The sequence below is a fragment of the Ulvibacterium sp. genome (assembly GCF_965228935.1).
In the GTDB taxonomy this organism is placed as follows: Bacteria; Bacteroidota; Bacteroidia; order Flavobacteriales; family Flavobacteriaceae; genus Ulvibacterium.
The window spans coordinates 702,199-723,729 of record NZ_OZ245846.1 but is presented as its reverse complement, the minus strand read 5'-3'; the positions used below and the strand labels follow the sequence as shown (position 1 = coordinate 723,729).

Annotated in this window: 15 protein-coding genes; 9 read left to right on the top strand and 6 right to left on the bottom strand. The window is 43.2% G+C overall.

Features of this window, described 5'->3' with window-relative positions:
* Positions 1–265: 265 nt before the first annotated feature.
* Entirely contained in the window at positions 266–1,075 is an 810-nt protein-coding gene (locus tag ACO06Y_RS03220) for a CPBP family intramembrane glutamic endopeptidase (protein ID WP_422082388.1), read from the bottom strand.
* A 578-nt stretch (positions 1,076–1,653) separates the two neighbouring features.
* Here ACO06Y_RS03220 and ACO06Y_RS03215 point away from each other — a divergent pair.
* From ACO06Y_RS03215 to ACO06Y_RS03185, 7 genes are all read left to right on the top strand, one after another.
* The gene (locus tag ACO06Y_RS03215) at positions 1,654–2,967 is read left to right on the top strand and encodes a TolC family protein (RefSeq protein WP_422082387.1); all 1,314 of its coding nucleotides are present in this window, start codon (positions 1,654–1,656) and stop codon (positions 2,965–2,967) included.
* 36 nt (positions 2,968–3,003) lie between these two features.
* Positions 3,004–4,017 (top strand): efflux RND transporter periplasmic adaptor subunit, encoded by a 1,014-nt coding sequence (locus tag ACO06Y_RS03210; RefSeq protein WP_422082386.1) that lies wholly within the window; start codon positions 3,004–3,006, stop codon positions 4,015–4,017.
* Positions 4,018–4,028: 11 nt separating this feature from the next.
* Positions 4,029–7,139 carry an efflux RND transporter permease subunit gene (locus tag ACO06Y_RS03205; protein WP_422082385.1) on the top strand — a complete coding sequence of 1,037 codons (3,111 nt, stop codon included), beginning with the start codon at positions 4,029–4,031 and terminating at the stop codon, positions 7,137–7,139.
* Entirely contained in the window at positions 7,120–7,365 is a 246-nt protein-coding gene (locus ACO06Y_RS03200; RefSeq protein ID WP_422082384.1) for a hypothetical protein, read from the top strand. Before ACO06Y_RS03205 ends, ACO06Y_RS03200 begins: the two co-directional genes overlap by 20 nt.
* Before the next feature lie 152 nt (positions 7,366–7,517).
* Positions 7,518–8,630: a helix-turn-helix domain-containing protein gene (locus tag ACO06Y_RS03195; RefSeq protein WP_422082383.1), complete on the top strand. Its 1,113-nt coding sequence runs from the start codon at positions 7,518–7,520 to the stop codon at positions 8,628–8,630.
* A gap of 137 nt (positions 8,631–8,767) precedes the next feature.
* On the top strand, positions 8,768–9,172 hold the full coding sequence (locus ACO06Y_RS03190) for a hypothetical protein (RefSeq protein ID WP_422082382.1): 405 nt from the start codon (positions 8,768–8,770) through the stop codon (positions 9,170–9,172).
* A gap of 24 nt (positions 9,173–9,196) precedes the next feature.
* Positions 9,197–10,084: an ABC transporter six-transmembrane domain-containing protein gene (locus ACO06Y_RS03185; protein ID WP_422082381.1), complete on the top strand. Its 888-nt coding sequence runs from the start codon at positions 9,197–9,199 to the stop codon at positions 10,082–10,084.
* A 60-nt stretch (positions 10,085–10,144) separates the two neighbouring features.
* Here ACO06Y_RS03185 and ACO06Y_RS03180 read toward each other — a convergent pair whose 3' ends face one another.
* From ACO06Y_RS03180 to ACO06Y_RS03160, 5 genes are all read right to left on the bottom strand, one after another.
* Entirely contained in the window at positions 10,145–11,560 is a 1,416-nt protein-coding gene (locus tag ACO06Y_RS03180) for a c-type cytochrome domain-containing protein (RefSeq protein ID WP_422082380.1), read from the bottom strand.
* Between the two features lie 5 nt (positions 11,561–11,565).
* Complete coding sequence (locus ACO06Y_RS03175; protein WP_422082379.1) at positions 11,566–12,501, bottom strand: hypothetical protein; 936 nt, start codon at positions 12,499–12,501, stop codon at positions 11,566–11,568.
* 4 nt (positions 12,502–12,505) lie between these two features.
* Positions 12,506–13,930, bottom strand: a complete 1,425-nt coding sequence (locus tag ACO06Y_RS03170) for a DUF1501 domain-containing protein (RefSeq protein WP_422082378.1) — start codon at positions 13,928–13,930, stop codon at positions 12,506–12,508.
* A gap of 20 nt (positions 13,931–13,950) precedes the next feature.
* A complete protein-coding gene (locus tag ACO06Y_RS03165) occupies positions 13,951–16,923 on the bottom strand; it encodes a PSD1 and planctomycete cytochrome C domain-containing protein (protein ID WP_422082377.1) in 2,973 nt (990 codons plus the stop codon).
* A gap of 205 nt (positions 16,924–17,128) precedes the next feature.
* Positions 17,129–17,830 carry a hypothetical protein gene (locus tag ACO06Y_RS03160; protein WP_422082376.1) on the bottom strand — a complete coding sequence of 234 codons (702 nt, stop codon included), beginning with the start codon at positions 17,828–17,830 and terminating at the stop codon, positions 17,129–17,131.
* A 304-nt stretch (positions 17,831–18,134) separates the two neighbouring features.
* On the opposite strand from ACO06Y_RS03160, the gene pta reads away from it, so the two are divergent.
* Together pta and ACO06Y_RS03150 are read left to right on the top strand one after the other, a co-directional pair.
* A complete protein-coding gene (gene pta / locus ACO06Y_RS03155) occupies positions 18,135–20,228 on the top strand; it encodes a phosphate acetyltransferase (protein ID WP_422082375.1) in 2,094 nt (697 codons plus the stop codon).
* Positions 20,229–20,307: 79 nt separating this feature from the next.
* The gene (locus tag ACO06Y_RS03150; RefSeq protein WP_422082374.1) at positions 20,308–21,498 is read left to right on the top strand and encodes an acetate/propionate family kinase; all 1,191 of its coding nucleotides are present in this window, start codon (positions 20,308–20,310) and stop codon (positions 21,496–21,498) included.
* Positions 21,499–21,531: the final 33 nt, after the last annotated feature.

Sequence of the window (21,531 nt, the reverse complement as noted above, 5' to 3'; positions counted from 1 at the left end):
TGTCAGAGTTTATCCGTGAAACGCTCTTCGAGCATTCTAGGTAATCGTATGAACAACATAAATTTAACGATTTTTACTTTCTATCCGTTCTTAGCTAAATCAGTAGATTGACATGACTGGTTAGGAGAATCTGATCTTCTCTAAAAATGTTGGTTTTTCGGGTCTGCCAAGAATTAAGATTTTATCATAGAGTATTAAGTAGTGGTGGCTAACTATATTCTTTCCGCTTCAGTTGTTATAGCCGTCTTAGCTATAGTCTTGCTTTCTAAAATAACTTTTCCTTTTTATAGACAATACAAACCCCTGCAATGGCCAAACTCATAACAAATAGAAAAGCAGTCAAACCAATATTTTCAACCTGCGATTCATATCCTTTTTCAACTATTGCTTCCCATATGCCCGGTCTGCCTTTAAACCCTAATGACCATTGTCCGAAATTCCATGCAATATGAAGCCCTAAGGGTAAGGCCAGTCCTTTTGTCTTTAAGGCCGCCAAACCAAATAAAATTCCTCCGGTGCCAGCACCTATTATTGCGTTTTGCCATGTATTTCCAGAAACTAAATGTTCCAGACTAAAGATTGTGGTCATAATAACCAATGCCAAAAAAGGAGTTAAGGAATAACTCAAGCTTCTTAAAGAATAGGAGCGAAACACTAATTCTTCTCTAGATCCTGCCAATACGTATAAAAGTAAGGGTAAACCTATTTCGGCCATAGTTATTTCAGGAACGAGTTTTAATTGAAAATGACCAAAACTTAATACGATCATAGCTTGCGTGACCGCCATTAACAATCCAACGCCAAAGCCAATAGAAAAACGTGAGGCACTCTTTTTACCAGGAACAATTCCCACGTCATTTAGATTAAGTTTTTCCCAACGTGTAAATACTATTACCAAGAGGAGGGTTAAGATTGCTGCAAGGAACATTGATAATTGGTCTGCGATTCTGTCCGATACATTTTCTGTAATGGTGTAACTAAATAAAGTGGCTACTATAGTACAGATGTAAAAAAAAATTATTCTCGCCAAGGTGTACAACCATCCCTTGTTATCATTAGTTCTCTTAATCGTCATATGGAATTTATTGGTTATTTTTCCTAGATTACCGTTCCAAAACGGAACATTGTCAAAGCGGTGGTATTTTAAATTGCAAGTTAAATATTAGCGGCTTTTCCATTCGCGGGATTTTATATGGTTTCCTTTAATGTGAAACCAGAAATGAAAATAAAAGAAATATTTAAACCTTTCCGTTACGACTGATTGCTTAATTATGAGACAGTTTGGATGTGATTTCGTTACAATATTGGATTGACGTTTTCGGTCAATGCCATAAAACGGCGGTTTTACAGGACAGAAAAGTAAAATCAATATCCATTTTACTGGAAGGTCCCTTTTCGGGTCTTTTTTAGTGGTTTTGACAATTCACCTTTTATCCCCAAACTACTTTCCAAGAGCGTTGCTTTTTCAGTATGTATTTTTTGTTTTGAGTCCTATTGAAAAATCCTTTAGAGGGTTCAAATACCCCGTTCCCTATAATTCGATACTAAAAAATGTGTCCTGATTTATAGGGCAAGTCTTTTATAGTATAGCGCGGTTCTACTTTTGCTTCGAAAAAGAGGGGCAACCCTTTTTACCACGAAACGACGAAGCAAATGAAGTATAACTTTCGCTCCTTTACCGTGTTATTCTCTTGTATAGCTTTCTTAATCTATACCCTGTCCTATTCCCAGGAGATGGATTTGAAAACATATATCGATATGGTCAAAAAGAACAATATCGATTTAAAGCAAAGTGAAAGGCAAGTTCTCATTTCAAGGGAGGAAATCAAAATTGCCAAATCCGCCTTATTGCCGGATGTTCGCCTTAATGGGTTTTATCAACGGGACTTCAATAGAAATTTTCTCTTTATCAATGATTTTGACGGAAGCATAACCCGGTTGAGAACCAACTTCAACAATAGTGTCAATGCCAATGCCGCCTTGAACCAGACCATTTTTGATGCTGCCGTTTTTCCCGCTGTCCGGATTGCAAGGCTTGCCGAGGAAATCAGTGTTTTAAACAATGCCTATCTCTCCAATGAACTTGTTGCCCAAGCCTCATCCCTGTATTGGCAGGCCCTTTTTACCAAGGCAAGTGTGGCGGTGCTTGTTGAAAATTCAAACTTGGCAAAAGATCAATTGGCCCAGATACGGAAACTGCACAGCAAGGGTACCGTAAGTGACTTGCAGGTACAACAAGCCGAAATATTTTATAAAAAAACACTGCCCTCCCTTGAGAATGCCAAAAATCAATTGGGAAAGTTGATGAACGACCTTAAAGTACTGGCCAATATTTCCATGAAGGAGGATATAATGCTAACCGATGACCTCGAAACCATAGGACTAAACAATCCCATATATACCAACGAGGCAAACCTAGAGGAACAACCACAACTCAAAACCTTAAAAAAAGAGGTGGAAATTGCGGATAGGCAAATCAATCTCAAAAGGAAATTTTGGTACCCAAAATTAAATCTGACCGCTGGCTATAACTACGATGCCCAGGCGAACAACTTTAATTTTAGCGATAACGAAAACAATTTGTTCTTTTTTCAGCTGGGTATTAGCATGCCCATTCTCTCCGGAGGGAGCAACAAGGCCAAAATCGCCAAGGCTACCCTTGAGAGGGAAACGGCGGAACTCAATCTTACCAAAACCAAGCAGGACTTGCTCAACCAACTCAAGACGGCCGAGAATACCTATAACAATGCCATGGCCAATATTGAAACGTATAGGGAAACCATTCTTTTGAACGAAAATGAAATAGAAATTTTTAAAAAGCAATTGAGTCTGGGTGTCGTCACTACCATTGAATTTAAAGAAAGTCGGTTACGGCTCACACAGTCCCGACTGGAATTGCTCAATGCCTATCTGGATTTACATCTGGCGCACCTTCAAATTTTGCGAATAACGGGTCAAAAAAGTTGAGCGGTTAGACCCTGGAAAAACACTAAAAACAAACACATGAAAATAGTAAAGCATTTAGTGATAGTGGTTATTTCAAGTTCCCTTTTGGGGGCATGCTATTGGCCGGAAATCCAACAGGAATCCACCAAGAAAGAACCGATCAATGTAAAGGCCATTACGGTAAAGGAAGCGCCTTATACGGAAAGTAAGCTATATTATGGGGAACTACGGTTTTCCAAATCGGCCAGTTTTGTCGCGCAGCAATCCGGAATAGTGACCCAGCTTAACGCCCAACCCGGTCAGAAAGTACGGCGTGGGGAAATCATCGCTAAATACCCGCCCTTGAATTACCAATTGCAGATCGATCAGGCAAGAATCGAACAGAAAAGGATTGCCGAAGACTATACTAGGCAACAAGAACTGTTCAAGGCCGGTGCCGTTTCCAAGGTTTCCGTTGATGGGTATAAAACCCAATTGGATGTTCAGGTCAAAACGACCCAGCAGCTGCAAAATTTGAACACGATCCGAGCACCTTTTTCAGGAATTATTACACAGGTGCCGGTCAAAATGGGTGAGGAAGTAAGTATGGGACGACCGCTATTTAGTATGGCGGAAACAGCTACAATGGAAACCATTTTTTACGTGACATCGGAGGACATTGCCGAAATCGAAATCGGAGCGACTGCTTTTTTGGCACTCCCTGATAAAATAATCAAAGGAAAGATTACGGAAAGATCTATACAGATGGATCCCAAACGAAAAGCTTTTCGGGTTACCGCCTCTTTTAGGAACGAAGGGGTTCATTTTACAGGGAACCATGTAGAAATCCAGTTAGAGATCGGGGAATCATTATCGGGTATTTGGATTCCTGTAGAATCACTAAAACAAATCGGAAGCAGAAATTATGTGTTCATCATAGAGGATAGTAAGGCTGTCGAGAAGGATGTGAAAATAGGACGGCGTAATGAAACTTCCGTACAGATAATCAAGGGGCTAAGGGTAGGGCAACGTCTGATTACCGCTGGTTCAGACAAAATGGAAAGGAATAGCCCCGTTTTAGAGATTCAATAAACGATAACACTATGCAAGTCACCAATTTTGCAGTATCCAGACCGGTAACCACTTCCATGGTCTTTTTGGCACTTTTACTATTTGGATTTATGTCTTATGTAAAGTTGCCGGTTAATCTTATGCCAGAGGTTAATCTACCGGCCATGGTCATTATAACCGACTATCCCGGGGCAACCCCTGGCGAAGTGGAAACCGAGATTACCAATCTGCTCGAAAAAGAAGTGGCCACGATCAATGGATTAAAACTCATGCAGTCCTATTCCATGCCCAATATGTCCATGATCATTGTTCAATTTGAATTGGATAAAGACCAGGATAAGGCCATGGCCGAACTTCGAAACAAGATAGACCTGGTAGTTTCCTTTTTACCCAAAGAGGCCAAACTTCCGTTTGTTCGCAAACGATCTAAGCCTTTATTGGCCCCTTTTAGTATGAACAGCGGTTCCGTGGTGGATTTGATCATTACCGGAAATGTGGATGCCAACGAACTCTATCAACTATCGAGACGGGAAATCAAGGACAAGATTTCACGTATCGACGGGGTTACCAAAATTGAGTTTAACGGTGGAAAATTACGTGAAATTCATGTAGAGGTCGATAAAAAAAACCTCTATGGCCTGGGCATGAACATTACGGAGGTCGCCACACAGTTAAAGGACAATAATGTGGATATGTCCGGTGGCGATATTGTAGGGGAAAACAGGGAATCCATAGTAAAGACCGGAAGCAAGTACAATTCTGTTGAATCTGTTGAGAACACTTTTATTTCAACTCCTTATGGGGAAAAGAAACTGACCGATTTTGCCAACGTAAAGGATACTTTCGAGATGGCAAAAAGCGATGCCTTTTTTTACGATGGCATCAAAAAAAGGGAGCTGAACAATATTGTGGGGATAGGCGTACAGAAGAGCAGTACGGCAAATGCGGTGGCCATAGCCAAGGCGGTAAAGGAACTGGTACCTGAAATTCAAAGGAACCTGCCCGAAGGGGTTACCTTGAGTTTGCCATTTGACTCCTCGGAATATATTGAAAGCTCGGTAAACGATGCCATGATGAACGTTATTCTGGGTATTGTGATTACGGGATTGATTTTATTCCTATTCGTAAACAACATCAAGGCCACCATAATTGTAAGCATCTCCATTCCCGTATCGCTTATCATTAATTTTTTGGCCATGCGGCTCTTTGATGGGTCACTCAATATGTTGTCATTGATGAGCTTTGCCGTGGCCATTGGGGCCCTGGTTTCCAACTCCATAGTGGTTTTGGAAAATATTCTCCGCCTCAAAAAAGAGGGCTTGCCCATAAAGGAGGCCTGTGTTACCGGTACACAGGAAGTTTTTACGGCGGTATTGGCCTCCACGGGAACCAACTTGGTGGTGTTCTTACCTATTGCTTCCATGAATTCCATAGTCGGTGCATTCTTTAGGGAATATGCCTTGACCATTTCATTCGCGACCATTTTTTCACTTCTGGTCTCCATTACCTTGACCCCGATGCTTGCTTCGATCTTATTGAAGAACAATCCAAAACCCACCAAATTTTCAAACTGGATCATTGCTTCATTTGAAAGGCTTCAGGAAATCTACGAAAGATCTTTAAGAAGGTTGATGTCCAGAAAACGCAACCCCATCATCCTGTTTACCGTGATGTTCTTTTTCTTTATTATGAGTACGGGTCTATTGGAGGAAATCGGGTTTGAATTCGAACCGGAATCCGACAACGGGGATTTGTTCGTGGAGCTAGAAATGCAACCGGGCACCTCGATCGAGAAAAATAGGGAGTTGACAAAACTGGTGGAACAAAAGATTGCCTCGTACCCGGAAGTAAAAGCGGTACTCAGTATGTTGGGCAGTAAAAACTCCTTTACCACCGGTTCCAATTATACCAATATTTCATTGAAACTTAACAAGAGTGTGGAGCGGAATCTGTCCAACGCCCAAATTGGGGAGAAACTATTGAATGATCTCAAAGAAATCCCAGAAGTTAAACCCGTAGTAGCCACCATAAATTCGGAGGAAAGTGGAGATTTGGGATTCTCTTTGAAATCCAATGATGCCGCGCAACTTTCCAAGGCAAATGACCAGGTCATGGATCTTTTGAAGGATGTGGAGGGCCTGATTTCTTTCGAATCGAGTTTACGAAACGGGCCACCTTTGCTCCAGTTTAAACCCAAGAAGCGTTTGTTGGCCGAATTGGGAATCTCGGTGAACGAGCTGGCACTGGTCATTCGTAGTGCCATTACCGGAATCAAGGCAACGGTGATGAGTGAAAATGATGTGGAGTACAACATAAACGTCAAGGTTCCGGTTTCCCAAGCCAACTCGGTAATGGACATCGAGCAACTCCCGGTCCATACACCGACGGGGATGTATACCGTAGGCCAGCTGGCCGAGGTGTCCTATGAAATTGCCCCTGCCCAAATCCTTCATAAGGAAAAATCAAAGACTTCCGAGTTTAGTGCAACCTTGGCGCCCGGCTATATATTGGGGGATGTAAGGGCCGTCATTGATTCAAAACTTGAAGGAATAAACCTGCCTATGGGTGTTGATTTCCAGTGGAGCGGAAACGTAGAGGAATTGGACAATACGGTGGCCGATATGACCATAACATTTTTATTGGCGTTGTTGTTAATGTACATGCTTTTGGCCTCGCTTATGGAAAGCCTATGGCAACCATTGGTCATATTCACTACCGTGCCCATGGCCTTGATAGGGGTTTTTGTAATCATGTATTTTGCGGGAACCACTATGAATATCATGTCCTTGATGGCCATCATCACCTTGCTTGGCCTAGTCGTTAATGACGATATTTTGATCCATGACTATACCGAACAGTTAATGCGCAAGAAGAAAATGGATATTCACAGCGCGACCATCCTTTCCGGGAAGACCAAAATGAAGGCCGTTATTATGACGACGGTGGCCATTATATTCGGAATGTTGCCCAATGCCATTGGTCTGGGGGATGCAGGGGCGGAATATAGAATTCCTATGGCCATTGTTACCATAGGGGGAATGATTACATCGACCATATTGACCCTTTACTTGATCCCCTCCTTGTTTTACGTCATTAGAAGTAGAAGGCAAAAAAGGCAGTTGAATGAAACCATCAAAAATTGAAATCGCAAAGTTCTCCGCGGTAATGATCGTTTTTTTGATAGGAATGATCATTATGCTGCTCCATAAAATTGAGAACACTTGGATATGGATCGGGTATATAAGCATTTGGTGGTGGGCGGAAGTGAGAATAGCCAAGAACTTTCATCTAAGACTATGGGTTTGGGTACTTATTTTGGCGCTGATTCTGGCTATAGATGCGTTCGTGATTTTATACTTCGCACAATGATACAAGAAAATCAAGGAAGCATTATGTTTGCCTTTGGTCTTATTTTTTGAAACCCAAATTCTACAATCCATCATGATGTAAAGTAAAATCGATACCGGAAAACAGAGAGAGCACTCCAGCTTAGTATGGGCATTAAATACTACATTTGCCCTATGGATGCGCTAAACATTACACCCTTGTTAAGTCTCACAGTGGGGGTATTTTTATTTGCTTTCATTGTATTCCGAAAATCGGGTTTGGGTAGGAATAAAAAGCTTCGGTATGTTCTGGCAACACTGGTATTTTATTTTGTGTTCGTATCATTTGATTACTATGTTACCCTAAGCGAAAGTGGGAACAATTGGTATTTTGGCATATCCTATATGTTCTATCATCTCGTAGGGTTTTTATTCTATTACTTTATTGCTTTATTGATAAAACTACCCGTAGCATTTAAAAAATGGTTGTTCATAGTTATCGGTGTTACCCTATTACGATGGTCTTTCTTCTATCCACTTTTTGAATACGAGAATATGGATGCGTTTTTTACATCCATAAAAACCTCGGGATACGATGAGTGGTTGTTTCTGGAGTACCTCTTGGTAAGTCTGCTCAATATTCTTTTCTTCTTCCTCGCATTTTATCGGTTCAGGCAGGCCCCAACGGCGTTGATCCTGGACAAGGACGAAAGGCTTAAATACAAATGGGCCAAATTAATACTGATTGCACTTGTTATTTTGCAACTGGGTCTGTTCATTAATCTTTTGGTCAATGGCTATACCTTGGATACGTATCAGGTCTCCATGAAGTTCGAATCGTTATTGATCGCTATTTTCTTTTTTATTTTTGCTTATTCCATCATGCATTTTCCCGTATTTGCCTTTTCGGGGGATTTTGAGGACTTACCGGAAGCAACCCAAAAGAAATATGCCAAGTCCTCCTTAAAGGATTCGTCAGAACTGTTTCACAAAATCGGCACTTTGGTCAAAGAAGAACAGCTATATTTGGATTTCGATTTGAAATTGAATACGTTGTCAGAAAAATTAGGAGCTTCGATTCATCATATTTCGCAGGCGATCAATCAAAACTCGGGCATGAGCTTTCCGGATTTCATCAATAGCTTTCGCATTGAGGAAGCCAAAAAGAGACTGCTTATGCCAAAACCGGACACCATTTTCGCAATATCCCTGGATGTTGGTTTTAATAGTAAGGCGGCATTCTATACCGCCTTTAAAAAAGTGACCTCGCAAACCCCCACGGAATTTAAAAAGGCCTCCAAAGTATAGCTCTATTTACGGCGAAAAGAATCCCAAAAATATCTTGCCTACGATTCGAGACACTTTTTTTATGTTCAGTATTATAGGGAAGGGCATTCCTGCACATCCTCCCATATACCTTTGGCCACAATTAAAAAAGAAATAGTATGCGAGTTTTAAGAACAATTTCCGCTTTGGCGATAGTATTGGTGTCGATTACGGATATGAACGCCCAAAACAACAACCCATTACTTGGGGCATGGGAAGCCGAGTATGAGGAAAAGAACGAGAAATCCTATGTGACGTATGAATTTAGAAATGAAAACGGGAAACTTAACTGTTATACCACCTACATCAAAGACGATAAAGGACATGGTGAGAAACATGAATCATTGGCCATAAAGGATGTAACGTTTAAGGGAAGGGAAGGCAATGGGAAATATAAGTTCACCTATGAAGGAAAGGAGTATGAGGTAAAAGCAATGCTTAAGTTGGAAAATAGCCATACATTGAGAATAAGATATTCGGCCTGGGGATACTCCGACAACGAAACTTGGAAGCGATTGAAATAGCCTCAATTTCAAGATAGATGGCCCATGATCGATAAGGAAAAAATCTGGAAAAGGATCAGAAAAAGGCTCGATACCGAAAAAACAACAATTAGGGCCATACTCTTGGAATTCAAATGGAAGCTTAGCTTCATATTCATCTTGATTTTGGTGGAGTCCGCCATTGAATTGTTAATCCCTTTATTTATCGGTTTTGCCATAGACGATGCACTTCAGGGAAGTTATTGGGGAGCCGTTCAGCTTGGCATATTGGGGACGCTTATTATCTTGATTGGAGGGGGGCGTAGATTTTTCGATTCAAGGATCTATGCAAAGGTATACCGAAGGTTGGGCAATGAAACGCTTTTGAAAATCGCAGAAAACCAATCTTCCGTCAAAACCGCAAGATTGGGCATGATCAATGAGATTGTTGAGTTTTTGGAAAACTCCTTTCCCGCACTGGTTTCCCATAGTATTGCAATGATAGGTGTAGTCATCATCTTGGCAAGTCTAAATACCCAAGTATTTCTAACTGGCCTTGTGGCCACATTTTTCGTTTTTCTCATTTATTTCCTGACCCGAAAAAGAACCACACATTTAAATAGCGCATACAACAACGAGTTTGAGAAGCAGGTAAATGTGATCATAACGAACGACAAAGGATTATTGGCGTCCCATCTAAAAAACATGATGAAATGGAATATTAAACTATCGGATTTGGAAGTATTTAACTTTTCAATTTCATGGCTTGTGCTCATGGGGTTTTTGGTACTCTCCATAATGCTGTCCGTAAGTGCAGGTAATGTGGCATATGGAGCCCTATTTTCGTTGATCATCTATGTTTTTCAATATATAGAAAGTGTAATTACCCTACCGGTGTTTTACCAGAATTGGTTACGACTAAAAGAAATAAAGGAGCGATTGGAAAATCTGTGAGTATTTGTGTTCGGAACGGCATAGGACCTGGGCGATCACGGGAGCTTCAAGGCCGACTTTTTATTCGAAGGTCTCCCGCTCATAAACAATAGTGAGATTTTTATATTCTTCCTGAAGTCGTACGGCCAGTGTATCACCGATATGGGTTTTCCAGAGATAAATGCTTTTTAGCCTATTAAGTTTGGGAAGCAGGTTGAGTAGTTCCCCCGAGACTTTGGTATTATACAAGTTCAGGGATTCCAGATGGGTCAGTTTTGATAAATGCTGAATTCCATTGTCCGAGATAGCATTCCCGCTAAGATTCAATTTTACAAGATTTTCCAACTGCACCAACTGTTGAAGATGCTCGTCCGTTACTCCTGAATGGCTTAGATCTAGCCAAACCAATTGTGCCTTAAGGCGCATTAACAAATTCAAGTCGGCTTGGGTAATTTCTCTTTCACTAAGGCTAAAATTGGCATCGAGAAAGTAGTTATCCCGCATCAGGCGGTTTATAATGAAACCGTTGTCCGTTAGGGAATCAATAAGCATTGTATTCGGTGGATTTACAGTTTGGCTAAAAATAGTGTTCTGATCCAACCCAAGATAGGTATTCACGGTTTCGGCAATTTCCTTTTTGCTATCAAGTTCAGTGACATACCCTTTGGGCAAGGCTCCGGCAGTAATCCAGAATTCAATAATATCCACTTCTTCTTCGGTTAACGGCCTTTTGCCTTCCGAAGGCATAAAATCATCATGGTCTTCGGGAAGTGTAATCCGTCTAAAAAGCTCACTTGCCCCGGCATCGCCAACCGTTACCGCTTCCCCACTTTCGCCTCCTTTCATTAGTTCGGTATAGGAGGTCAATAGTAATCCGCCCTTCTTTTTACCAGGGTTGTGACAGCTAATGCATTTGGTGTCCATCATAGGTTGTACCAAATCCAGATAGATATCGGCGGAATCCAAGAGTGTCACTTTGGGTCTCGGCTCTTTCTTTGGAGGGAGACCGGCCATACCCCTAACGGGATTAGGGGCATATTCCAACAAGTATGTAGATCCATGGGTAAGATTCCCGCCCAAATGCCCCGTATAGGTAATGGTGATGGCAACCAAAACAACCAAGGGCCATTTCACAAATTGGGCACTTTTACCCTGCTTTTTAAAAATGAAATAACAGGCGAATGACAATACTAGGACCATGATTCCGCTCCATTGATGCCAGAATAGGGTATCCGTATCATAATCTCCCGAAAGGGATAACAGATAACCAAAAAGTACAGCAAAAAATGCGCTGATGGCACCGAGGGCCCAGAGGTAATGGAGAAAGGGTTTTATGGGTTGGAACTTTGGCCAACGGCTGGCAAATTGGGCAATAATGGCCAGTATCAAAAACCCAATGGGCAGGTGTACCACTAGCGGATGGAATCGCCCAAAAAAAATAAGGATGTCCGCGGGATCTTCTAGAAAGCCAAAATTGAGCATAAGGGTCAACTCCATTCGTTCTATTTAAGGGGCTTTCCCGGTAAAGGTTTTCCGTTGGTGGTGAGTATTTGAAAATGGTGGACGTTATGACCGGAATACGTCCAAACCATATTCCTATTCCTGTCGAGTTCTAAAAGTTTTATACCTTCCTTTGCCCCATAACTGGCAATGACCGTGTTGCCGTTGGGCAATCTTTGGGCACCGCATGGATCGGCCAAGGGGTCTCCCTTCAAATCGGTATTGTCCACTTTCCATACTACTTTTCCCTCCGAATCCATTTCGATGACTTTGTTGCCATGGGTAAGGGTAATTATGGTATTGCCATTTTTCAATCGGATAGCCGTAAAGGGCCAGTTTTCTCCCGCTCTTCCTCCCAAATCCTCCAAATCTGTTCGAAAAGAACGGATTACTTTACCGGTATTGTCATATTCCTTGACCGCGAATGCCAATAGATGGGGAACCAGATAGTTCCCGTTTTCCAATTTTCTCGCCATACGCGTCTGCATATGTACATTATCCGTTTCCGGTAACAAAGGGATACTTTTGACCACATTTCCATGGGTATCCACTTCTATTATTCTGGGTCTGGTTCCAGATTCCGTAATCATCGTATTTCCATTTTGTAGCCGGACAGCGGTTCCCAATTCCATGGATTCCTCAGCTCTTTGATAGGAGAAGATTATTTCTTTTTTTGTATTGTATTCCAATACCTCATCTGCCCAACAGATCAATAGGTTTCCATTTTCCAAAATATAACCGTCCCTTGCCCCAGGTTTCCCCGAATCCCAAAGTTCTTCCCCAGCTTCGTTTATGATGCCTGTAAACTGGGGTCCGGCTATAAAGAAGGAATGTGTGATGCCCGAAGTTTTTTGACCTATCAATAGTATGGGCAACAAGAAAAAAATGAATATTCCCTTTTTGGAAAAGTCGTGCATAGTAGTTTTTCCTTCCTTCAAAATTTCAAGCCAAAATATCCTTCATAACATGCCCATGTACATCGGTCAAACGCATATCCCGACCCCCAAAGCGAAAGGTCAATTGTTCATGGTTAATACCCATAAGATGCATGATTGTGGCATGTAGGTCGTGAATGGTTACTTCGTTCTCGATGACCCGATAGCCATACTCGTCCGTCTTGCCGAATATGGTACCGCCTTTCACTCCGGCTCCAGCCATCCACATACTAAAGGCCGATGGGTTGTGATCCCTTCCGTCGGTGCCTTGGGCAAAGGGAGTCCGCCCAAATTCACCTGTCCAAACCACTAGGGTGTCCTCTAGCATGCCGCGGGATTTTAGATCTTTTAATAGTCCGGCAATGGGTTGATCCACCGCATGGGCATTTCGTTCGTGCCCGTCCCTTAGATTGCTATGTTGGTCCCAGCGGTCTGCCGCTACCTTGGGACAGGTCAATTCAATAAACCGGACCCCACGCTCCACCAAACGTCTTGCCAATAGGCACTGGGCCGCATAACCCCGGGTATGGGGGTCATCGGAATCGAATCCATATAACTTTTTAGTGGCCTTGGACTCTTCCTTGAACTCTGTCAATTCGGGAATGGAAGACTGCATCTTATACGCCAGATCGTAATTGGAAATAGCCGATTCCACGGCATCCGCCTCTCCCATTTTTCCGATGAGGCTGTTGTCCAGTTGTTTGATAAACTGCAATTTTTCTTCCTGTAGATTCTTGACCTTTTCCAAAGGTTTAATATTGGCTACAGGTTCTGCCCCGGCCCTTAAGATGGAAGCCTGATAGGAGGCGGGCAAAAAACCGTTCTTAAAATTGTCCAGGCCTCCGGGGGGAATCAGACCACCATCCAAGACCACATATCCGGGAATATTCTTGTTCTCGCTTCCCAAACCATACGTCATCCAAGACCCCATACTGGGCCGTCCCTGAATTCCGCTACCGGTATGTAAAAAATAATTGGCATTGGTATGTTCGGGGAAATTGGAGGTCATGGATCGAATCAAGGCGATATCGTCCACACAGGTAGCGATGTGGGGAAACAACGCGCTCACGGGCATACCGCATTCGCCATACTGCTTGAATTCCCACGGACTTTTTAAAATCTTTCCAACATTATCGAATTGGGTGGCATCTACCTTGAACTTTTTTCTAGGATCTTGACCATTTTCTTTGGCGAGCCTGGGTTTGGGGTCGAAAGAATCTACTTGGGACACTCCGCCATCCATATACAAAAAGATGATGTTTTTCGCCTTGGGCATGTAATGGGGGCCAAGATATAAATCGGTTTCAGCTATACTGTTTTTGGGCCGATCACAGCCAAAAGGCAAAACCCCGAACATGCTGGTAAAGGCAAGTGCGCCAAACCCTCCCTTACAGATTCCGAGCATTTCTCGGCGGGACAGGGGGCGTTGCATAAAATTATGGTATCGGCTCATTAGATCAAGTATATAAATTCCTTTAGATTAAAAATGCTATGGCAGAAATCCTTCCAAATCAAGACCTCATTGTACGAATCGGTTTCCGTAGATTCCATTTTCCGCAGTCCGTTTATAAATTGTTTTGCTTTGTTTATTTCCTCTGGATTAGGTTTTCTGGAGAAGGTTCGCATATAGATCCATTCAACTTTTTGGTCGAAGCTCAGTTCTTTTTGGGCAAGTAGTTTCTCAGCCATAATCTGTGCCTGCCGTGCTATAAAAGGATCGTTCATTAAAGTTAGCGATTGTGCCGGTACGTTGGTTACATTGCGATTGCCAAAGGTGCTAAACGGAATGGGACGGTCAAAAGTGACCATCATGGGCTCCAGAAAATTACGACGAACTTCCTGATAAATGCTTCTTCTACCTGCGCCATCCATTGGGCCGGATTGGTTGGGCCGTCCCCGGCCTTGCATAAACTCTGTGAGATAGGTCTTTACAGGAGGGCCGTACATGGTAGAGTCCAAACTCCCGGAAACGGCCAAAACACCATCGCGAATTGCCTCGGCCTCCAATCGCCTCACCGGAAAGGAAGCCAGATAGCTATTGTTCGGGTCTTTGTCCATAAGTTCTTCATTACGGGCCGTACTTCTCTTGAACGTTTCGGAAGTTACGATGCTACGGACCATTTTTTTTATGGACCATCCTTCCTTTTGGAATGTAATGGCAAGATAATCCAACAGTTCGGGATGCGAAGGCAATTTGCCCTGTAATCCAAAATTATCGACCGTCTCTACAATGCCCTTACCAAAAAGATGATGCCAAATACGATTGACCATTACGCGAGCCGTTAAAGGATTGTCCTCGTTCAACATGGTTTCGGCCAATTCCAATCGCCCGCTTCCTTTTGAGGTAAAGGGGACATCGCCCAAAGGTAGTGCGGACAAAAATCGCCTGGGAATATCGCCCTCCAAGAGATCGTTATGGTCACCTCTATTAAATACGGGACTATTGATGCCAAAACCATCGGTAATGGCATAGAAGAAAGAACCGCCCTCAATATTTTTGATCAGTTGGCGACTACTGTCCGAAGCAGTGACCAATTCCGGAAACTTTGAGGGAAGCTTCCCTTCCCCAAGTCTTTGATTCAGCCCATTGACCAAATCTGCCGAAAGATCCAAGGTAGCCCAATTTTCTTTTTTTACGGGCTTCCCATTAATCGGCCGTTTCATTTCAACGGGCCACTCCGTATCATAGGTAACGGCATACTGGGCTTCTATAAAAGCATCCTTGGGCAAGCTATAATAATGGCCTTTATAGCTGCCGGGGAGAATTTCGATGTAAGCCTTGTGTCCCTTCCACGGACTGATATCAAAAACGTAATCGATCCAGGCTTTGGAATTGATCCGTTGCTCAAGCTCCCCGTAAATGGGATCTTGGATCAATTGAAAATTATCAATGATGATCCGGATGGTACTGTTGGTACCTCGTGCCCTTATCCCAATGTAATCGGTATCGAGAATAAAATTGGGAGATTGCAAGGAGCCGAAAATTCCGGTACCCAAGGTTTTGCTGGAAGCCCTTCCCTCATCCAATCCCAATAGTTTTCCAGAAGCTTGATCCATTATGGGATTTCCCAAGGTAGTTCGTTCTCCAAAGGCAAGACCGTTGTTAATCCATCCATCAAAACCGGAATTTCTAAAATCGCCGATAACCTTAAAAGAGGTGTCCAAAAGGGGATTTTGCTTTTGCAATTCCTTTGAAGAGGTCATTTCGTGTAGGTCTTTTTCCGCCCAGGAATCGGCCACTATTTTTCGCATATAGCGATTCAAATCCCGAATTTCCCTTGCGGTTTGTCGGGTGGTCATTGAAATATCGGCTATAGGCGTAAAGCGGGTACTCTCCATAATGCCGTATAAGGCGTAGTAATCGGCCGCTGTTATAGGGTCGAATTTATGGTCATGACATTTGGCACAGGAAACCGTTAGACCCTGAAAGGTCTTACTGGTCACATCTATCATATTGTCGATACGGTCCGCCTCTTCCTTTTTGATATCCACCGGACTGTGTTTGCCTTCACCCATCACGTAAAATGCCGTTCCCAAGGGCGATTCGGAAATACCCGTCTCTTTATTTTCACGGGACTCCTCCAATAAATCCCCGGCCAAATGCTCCCTTAAAAGTTGGTCATAGGACACATCTTCGTTGAAAGCCCGTATGAGGTAATCGCGATATTTATAGGCTCCTACAATAGGATAGTCAAACTCATGACCCTTGGTCTCCGCATAACGGACCAGATCCATCCAATGGCGGGCCCAACGCTCACCATATCCCGTGGAATTGAGGTAGCCATCTACCATATTTTCATACGCATCGGGAGAACTGTCCGCTACAAAACGTTGCACATCTTCGGGCGATGGTGGGAGACCGGTCAGCAGATAGGACACCCTTCGAATCAGGGTGTTTTTATCCGCCTTGGAGGTCTTGGGTAAATCCTTTTGCCGTAGTCGCATATGGATCAATGAATCAATTGCCTTACCGCCTTTAGGGGCAATTCCCGTTTCGGGTTTTATAAATGCCCAATGCGGCTTCCATTCAGCGCCTTGATCGATCCACTTTTCCAATAATGCCTTTTCCCGTTCGGTCAATTTGTAATTGGAATCCGGCGGAGGCATCACCATGTCTTCGGCCTCATGATTGATCCGATAGATTAACTGACTTTTTGAAGGTTTCCCAGGGACTATGGCCTGGCCACCTTCCTTAAGAAGAGCCGTTGCCCCTTCATAGGTGTCCAGTCTCAGCTCGGCTTTTCTGCCGCTTGCATCGGGCCCGTGGCAGAGATAGCAATTCTGTACCAAAATGGGCCGGATATGAAAATTGAAATCCACCGTTTCGGGTAATGGTTCGGAAAATTGTTCATTATCGCCACAAGAAGATATCAGGGTACACAAGAACCCTATCGCGATAACGATATTTCTTTTTTGGGAGAACACCACTTCTATTTTTTAAAGGCTTCCCATCAAATATAAAGATTAAAATCGTAGCATTCCAATACATCTGGAACCCGTGATGTTACTTCTCCAACATTCGGGAAATTTGGAAATGTCAAAGGGGAATGGTCACTCTAAGGCTGCATGTATCATAGGAATAAGGGTCAACGACATGCTCCGATACCATAGAGGCCATTGCTTACGTAGTCTATTTTCGCCTCGACCAAATTTCATACATAGGCTCCCCCTTACTGTTTTTGCCTTTGTGATGCCAGTCCTTATCCTTGATTTCATAATTGAATTTTAAGGATGCCCCAACACGGGAGTTGTCCCTGGAGAAATACTCGATGTTCTCGATATACATACCATCTTTTGAGGAAAAGGAACCGCCGCCGGTACCGAAGAATTTCATGGTCTCCGTATTATAGGCAATCCATTGAAAACGATTGCCTTGAAGATACTTCAGGGTCTTTCTGGGGTTTTCCTCGCCTCTACGTTCTTGGCCGTTATCCGGTCCACGAGTGGCGAAGAGCCATGGACCGTCCAAATCCTGTTGCGATTTCTCCGAAGCGGTAAAGTGCAATGTTTGGCCATTTTTTAAGGTCAACTTTTCCCCTTCCTGCGAAAACGACAAGGTCAGCTCGGTTAGGCCATCCTCTTCATGGTTGGAGTTAAATTCCAACTTCACTTTAAGATTGTTGTCCGTAACCGTATAAAACCCGCCCAAGGTTTTAATGAATTTTGCGGGTGATTTTTCATAAACGGAGTGGGTCAAGTAGTTCCCGTTTATTTTTAGCTCGTGATGTACATTGCCCACACTGGCGTGATAAATACCAGGAACAATTTGTCCTGTAGCGGACCATACAAATACCAACAAGCCTATCCATAGTAGTTTTTGTGCCAGTTTCATTTTTGTCGTTTTAAAATTATATGAAAACAGTCCTTGAATTCCTATGGAATTCCCTTAGAACCAAAATACGAAAGAATTGTCAGATTTTTAAAGGGGAAAGACAGAAAAGCGATCTTTTTAAGGTTTCATTTAGTTAACTATGTTCCTTCATTATATTCATTTGTATCCGGACGAATTGGAGCTAGATCTATGGCAGAAACCGGATTATAAAAACAACCTATGTTAAGCTTTTGATCTTTTGCGTTTTCTACTGCAATTCCCCAACAAGAATGCCATAAATTTGCAGTTTCAATAACACAGATCCATGAATAAAGCAGTTTACATTGCAACCACGCAGCCCAAAAGCGGCAAGTCCATCGTTTCCCTAGGCCTTATGCAGGTATTGTTGGGGAGGGCCGCCAAAGTGGGCTATTTCAGACCCATTATCGATGACTATGATCCCGGCAAAATGGACAATCATATAGAGACGGTGATATCCTATTTCAATTTGGATCTGGAACATGATGACGCCTATGCCTACACCCGCAGTGATGTGGTAAAAAAACTGAATAAAGACAAAGAAGATGAAGTACTGGACAAAATCATTGAAAAGTACAAGGCCATTGAGGAGCGTTTTGATTTTGTCCTGGTAGAAGGTACGGACTTTACCGGTGAAGGGGGTATCATCGAATGGGACACCAACGTTTTGATGGCCAAAAATTTGGGTATCCCGACCATAATCGTTACCAGCGGGGTGGACAAGACCCTCGATGAATTCATAGGAGATATGTATTTGGCCTATGATTCGTTCAAGGAACAAGAAGTGGAAGTATTGATGATGGTTGCCAATAAAATACAACCCGAGAACATAGGACTGGTTACGGAAGCCCTTAAAAAGGATTTGCCCGAAGAGGTATTGATCGGGGCCATTCCGTTAAATCCTGTTTTAGGAAACCCGACCATTAAGGAAATAGCGGAAGAACTGAACGGAGAGGTTTTGTTCGGGGCGACTTATTTGAATAATCAGGCAGGGCATTTTGGTGTAGGTGCCATGCAATTGCGGAATTATTTGAATCATTTGAGGGAAGACGCGCTTGTCATTACCCCGGGGGATAGGGCGGATATCATCCTCGGAGCTTTACAGGCCCATATCTCCACCAACTATCCAACAGTTTCCGGTATCATCCTCACAGGTGGGTTGAAGCCGGAAGAGCCCATTATAAAGCTTATTCAAGGGCTTTCGGAAATAGTACCCATTATTTCGGTGAAGGAGGGAACCTTTCATATTACGAACAAAATAGGGGCAATAACCCCTAAGATTTATGCCAAGAATACCAAAAAGATAACCGCCTCCATTCATGATTTTGCAAAATTCACCCCGGAAGTAGAGCTTTCGGAACGCCTGGTAACGTTTTCTTCCAACGGAATTACCCCGAGAATGTTCCAGTACAATCTCGTTAAAAAGGCCCAAGCGAATAAACAACATATTGTGCTACCCGAAGGAACGGACGAACGTATCCTTAGGGCCGCGCAGGAATTGGTGGATAACAATGCCGTGGACATTACCCTGTTGGGCCCTATTCAGCAAATCAAGGAAAAAATAGTGCAACTTGATTTGGAATTGGATTTATCCAAGGTTTCCATAATCGACCCGGCAAAGGCCGAAACTTTTGACGATTATGTGGAAACACTGTATGAGTTACGGAAACATAAAAACTTAAACCATACCATGGCGCGGGATCTCATGACCGATGTTTCCTATTTCGGCACCATGATGGTCTACAAGGGCCACGCGGATGGGATGGTATCCGGTGCGGTACATACCACACAACACACCATACGACCTGCGCTTCAATTTGTTAAGACATTGCCGGGCGTGTCCTTGGTATCCTCGGTTTTTTTCATGTGTCTTCCCAGTCGTGTCGTGGTCTTTGGCGATTGTGCCATCAATCCAAACCCAACAGCGGAGCAACTGTCGGAAATTGCAATTTCCTCCGCCGAATCGGGCCTAGCCTTTGGTATTGAACCCAAGATAGCGATGTTGTCCTATTCGTCCGGGAGTTCGGGGACCGGAGAGGATGTAGAACGGGTGCGACAGGCTACCGAATTGGTTAGAAAGAAACGGCCCGACCTAAAGATTGAGGGGCCCATACAATATGATGCCGCCGTAGACCTACAGGTAGGAAAAAGCAAACTTCCGGATTCCGATGTAGCGGGACAAGCGACCATATTTATTTTCCCCGATCTCAATACAGGGAACAATACCTATAAGGCCGTGCAACGGGAGACAGGTGCCCTTGCTATCGGGCCTATATTGCAGGGGCTTAAAAAACCTGTAAACGATCTGAGCCGGGGCAGTACCGTGGAAGATGTAATCAATACTGTTATCATTACGGCGATACAGGCGCAGGCCATGTGATTCAGGATAAGTAAAGGATTTTTCCCCAGAACCAAGTGAAACTGCGATACATCGTAAAGAATTCTACTATTTTTAGCCTATGAATATTCTAATTCTAAATTCCGGAAGCTCATCCATAAAATTCCAATTGATACAAATGCCTTCGGAACATATTACTTGTTCTGGAATCGTGGAGCGCATTGGTTCGGACGAGGCTACTTTAACGTACAAGGGAAATGGTAAGACTTTACGTTACGTGGATGCCATAAAGAGCCATAAACTGGGGTTACAAAGAATTCTGGATATCCTTTTGGATGCCGAAAATGGAGCCATCGATAATATCGAAGAAATTGATGCGGTAGGGCATAGGGTAGTCCATGGAGGAGATTCCTTTGCCAAGACCACTTGGGTTACCGACGCGGTAAAAAAGGAAATCCGGGAATTTTCCACTTTGGCACCTTTGCACAACCCCCATAATCTGGAGGGTATCCAAATAGCCGAACAACTGTTCCCAAAGGCTAGGCAAGTGGCTGTTTTCGATACGGCCTTCCATCAAACGATTCCCGTTAAGGCACACAAATATGCAATTCCCAATAGATTTTATACGGATCATGGTATCCGATCCTATGGCTTCCATGGCACTAGCCATAAATATGTTTCCGAAAAAGCTATCGATTATTTAAAAAAAGAGAAATCCAAAATAATTACGATCCATCTCGGAAACGGATGTAGCATCACCGCTGTGGTCGATGGCAAAAGTGTTGATCACAGTCTGGGTTTTGCCCCTTCCAATGGACTCATTATGGGTTCCAGAAGCGGTAATATAGACCATGCCCTCATTTTTCACTTGGTACATACATTGGGGTATTCCCTGGATGAGGTAAACCACATATTGAATGAAGAAAGTGGTATGTTGGGCCTAACCGGACATAGCGATTTGCGAGACATCCAGTCGAAGGCCGAAAATGGGGACAAGGATTGCCAAATTGCCCTGGAAATGAATGCCTATCGCATAAAAAAGTACATAGGGGCATATACAGCTATAATGAATGGCCTGGACGCCATTGTGTTTACGGCGGGTATCGGCGAAAACTCCAGTGTCTTGAGGAAGCTTATCTGTACGGATTTGTCCTATCTTGGCATTGCCCTGGACGACCGTAAAAATGAAATGGGCCCGACTACCTTACGGGAGATAAACAAGGATTCCTCAGAAGTCAAAATTCTGGTCATAGCCACCAATGAGGAATTGGAAATCGCCAAACAGACATTTGAGTTGTGTTCCGGGGCTTGATATCCATCATGAATTTGAAGGGACTTCTTTAAG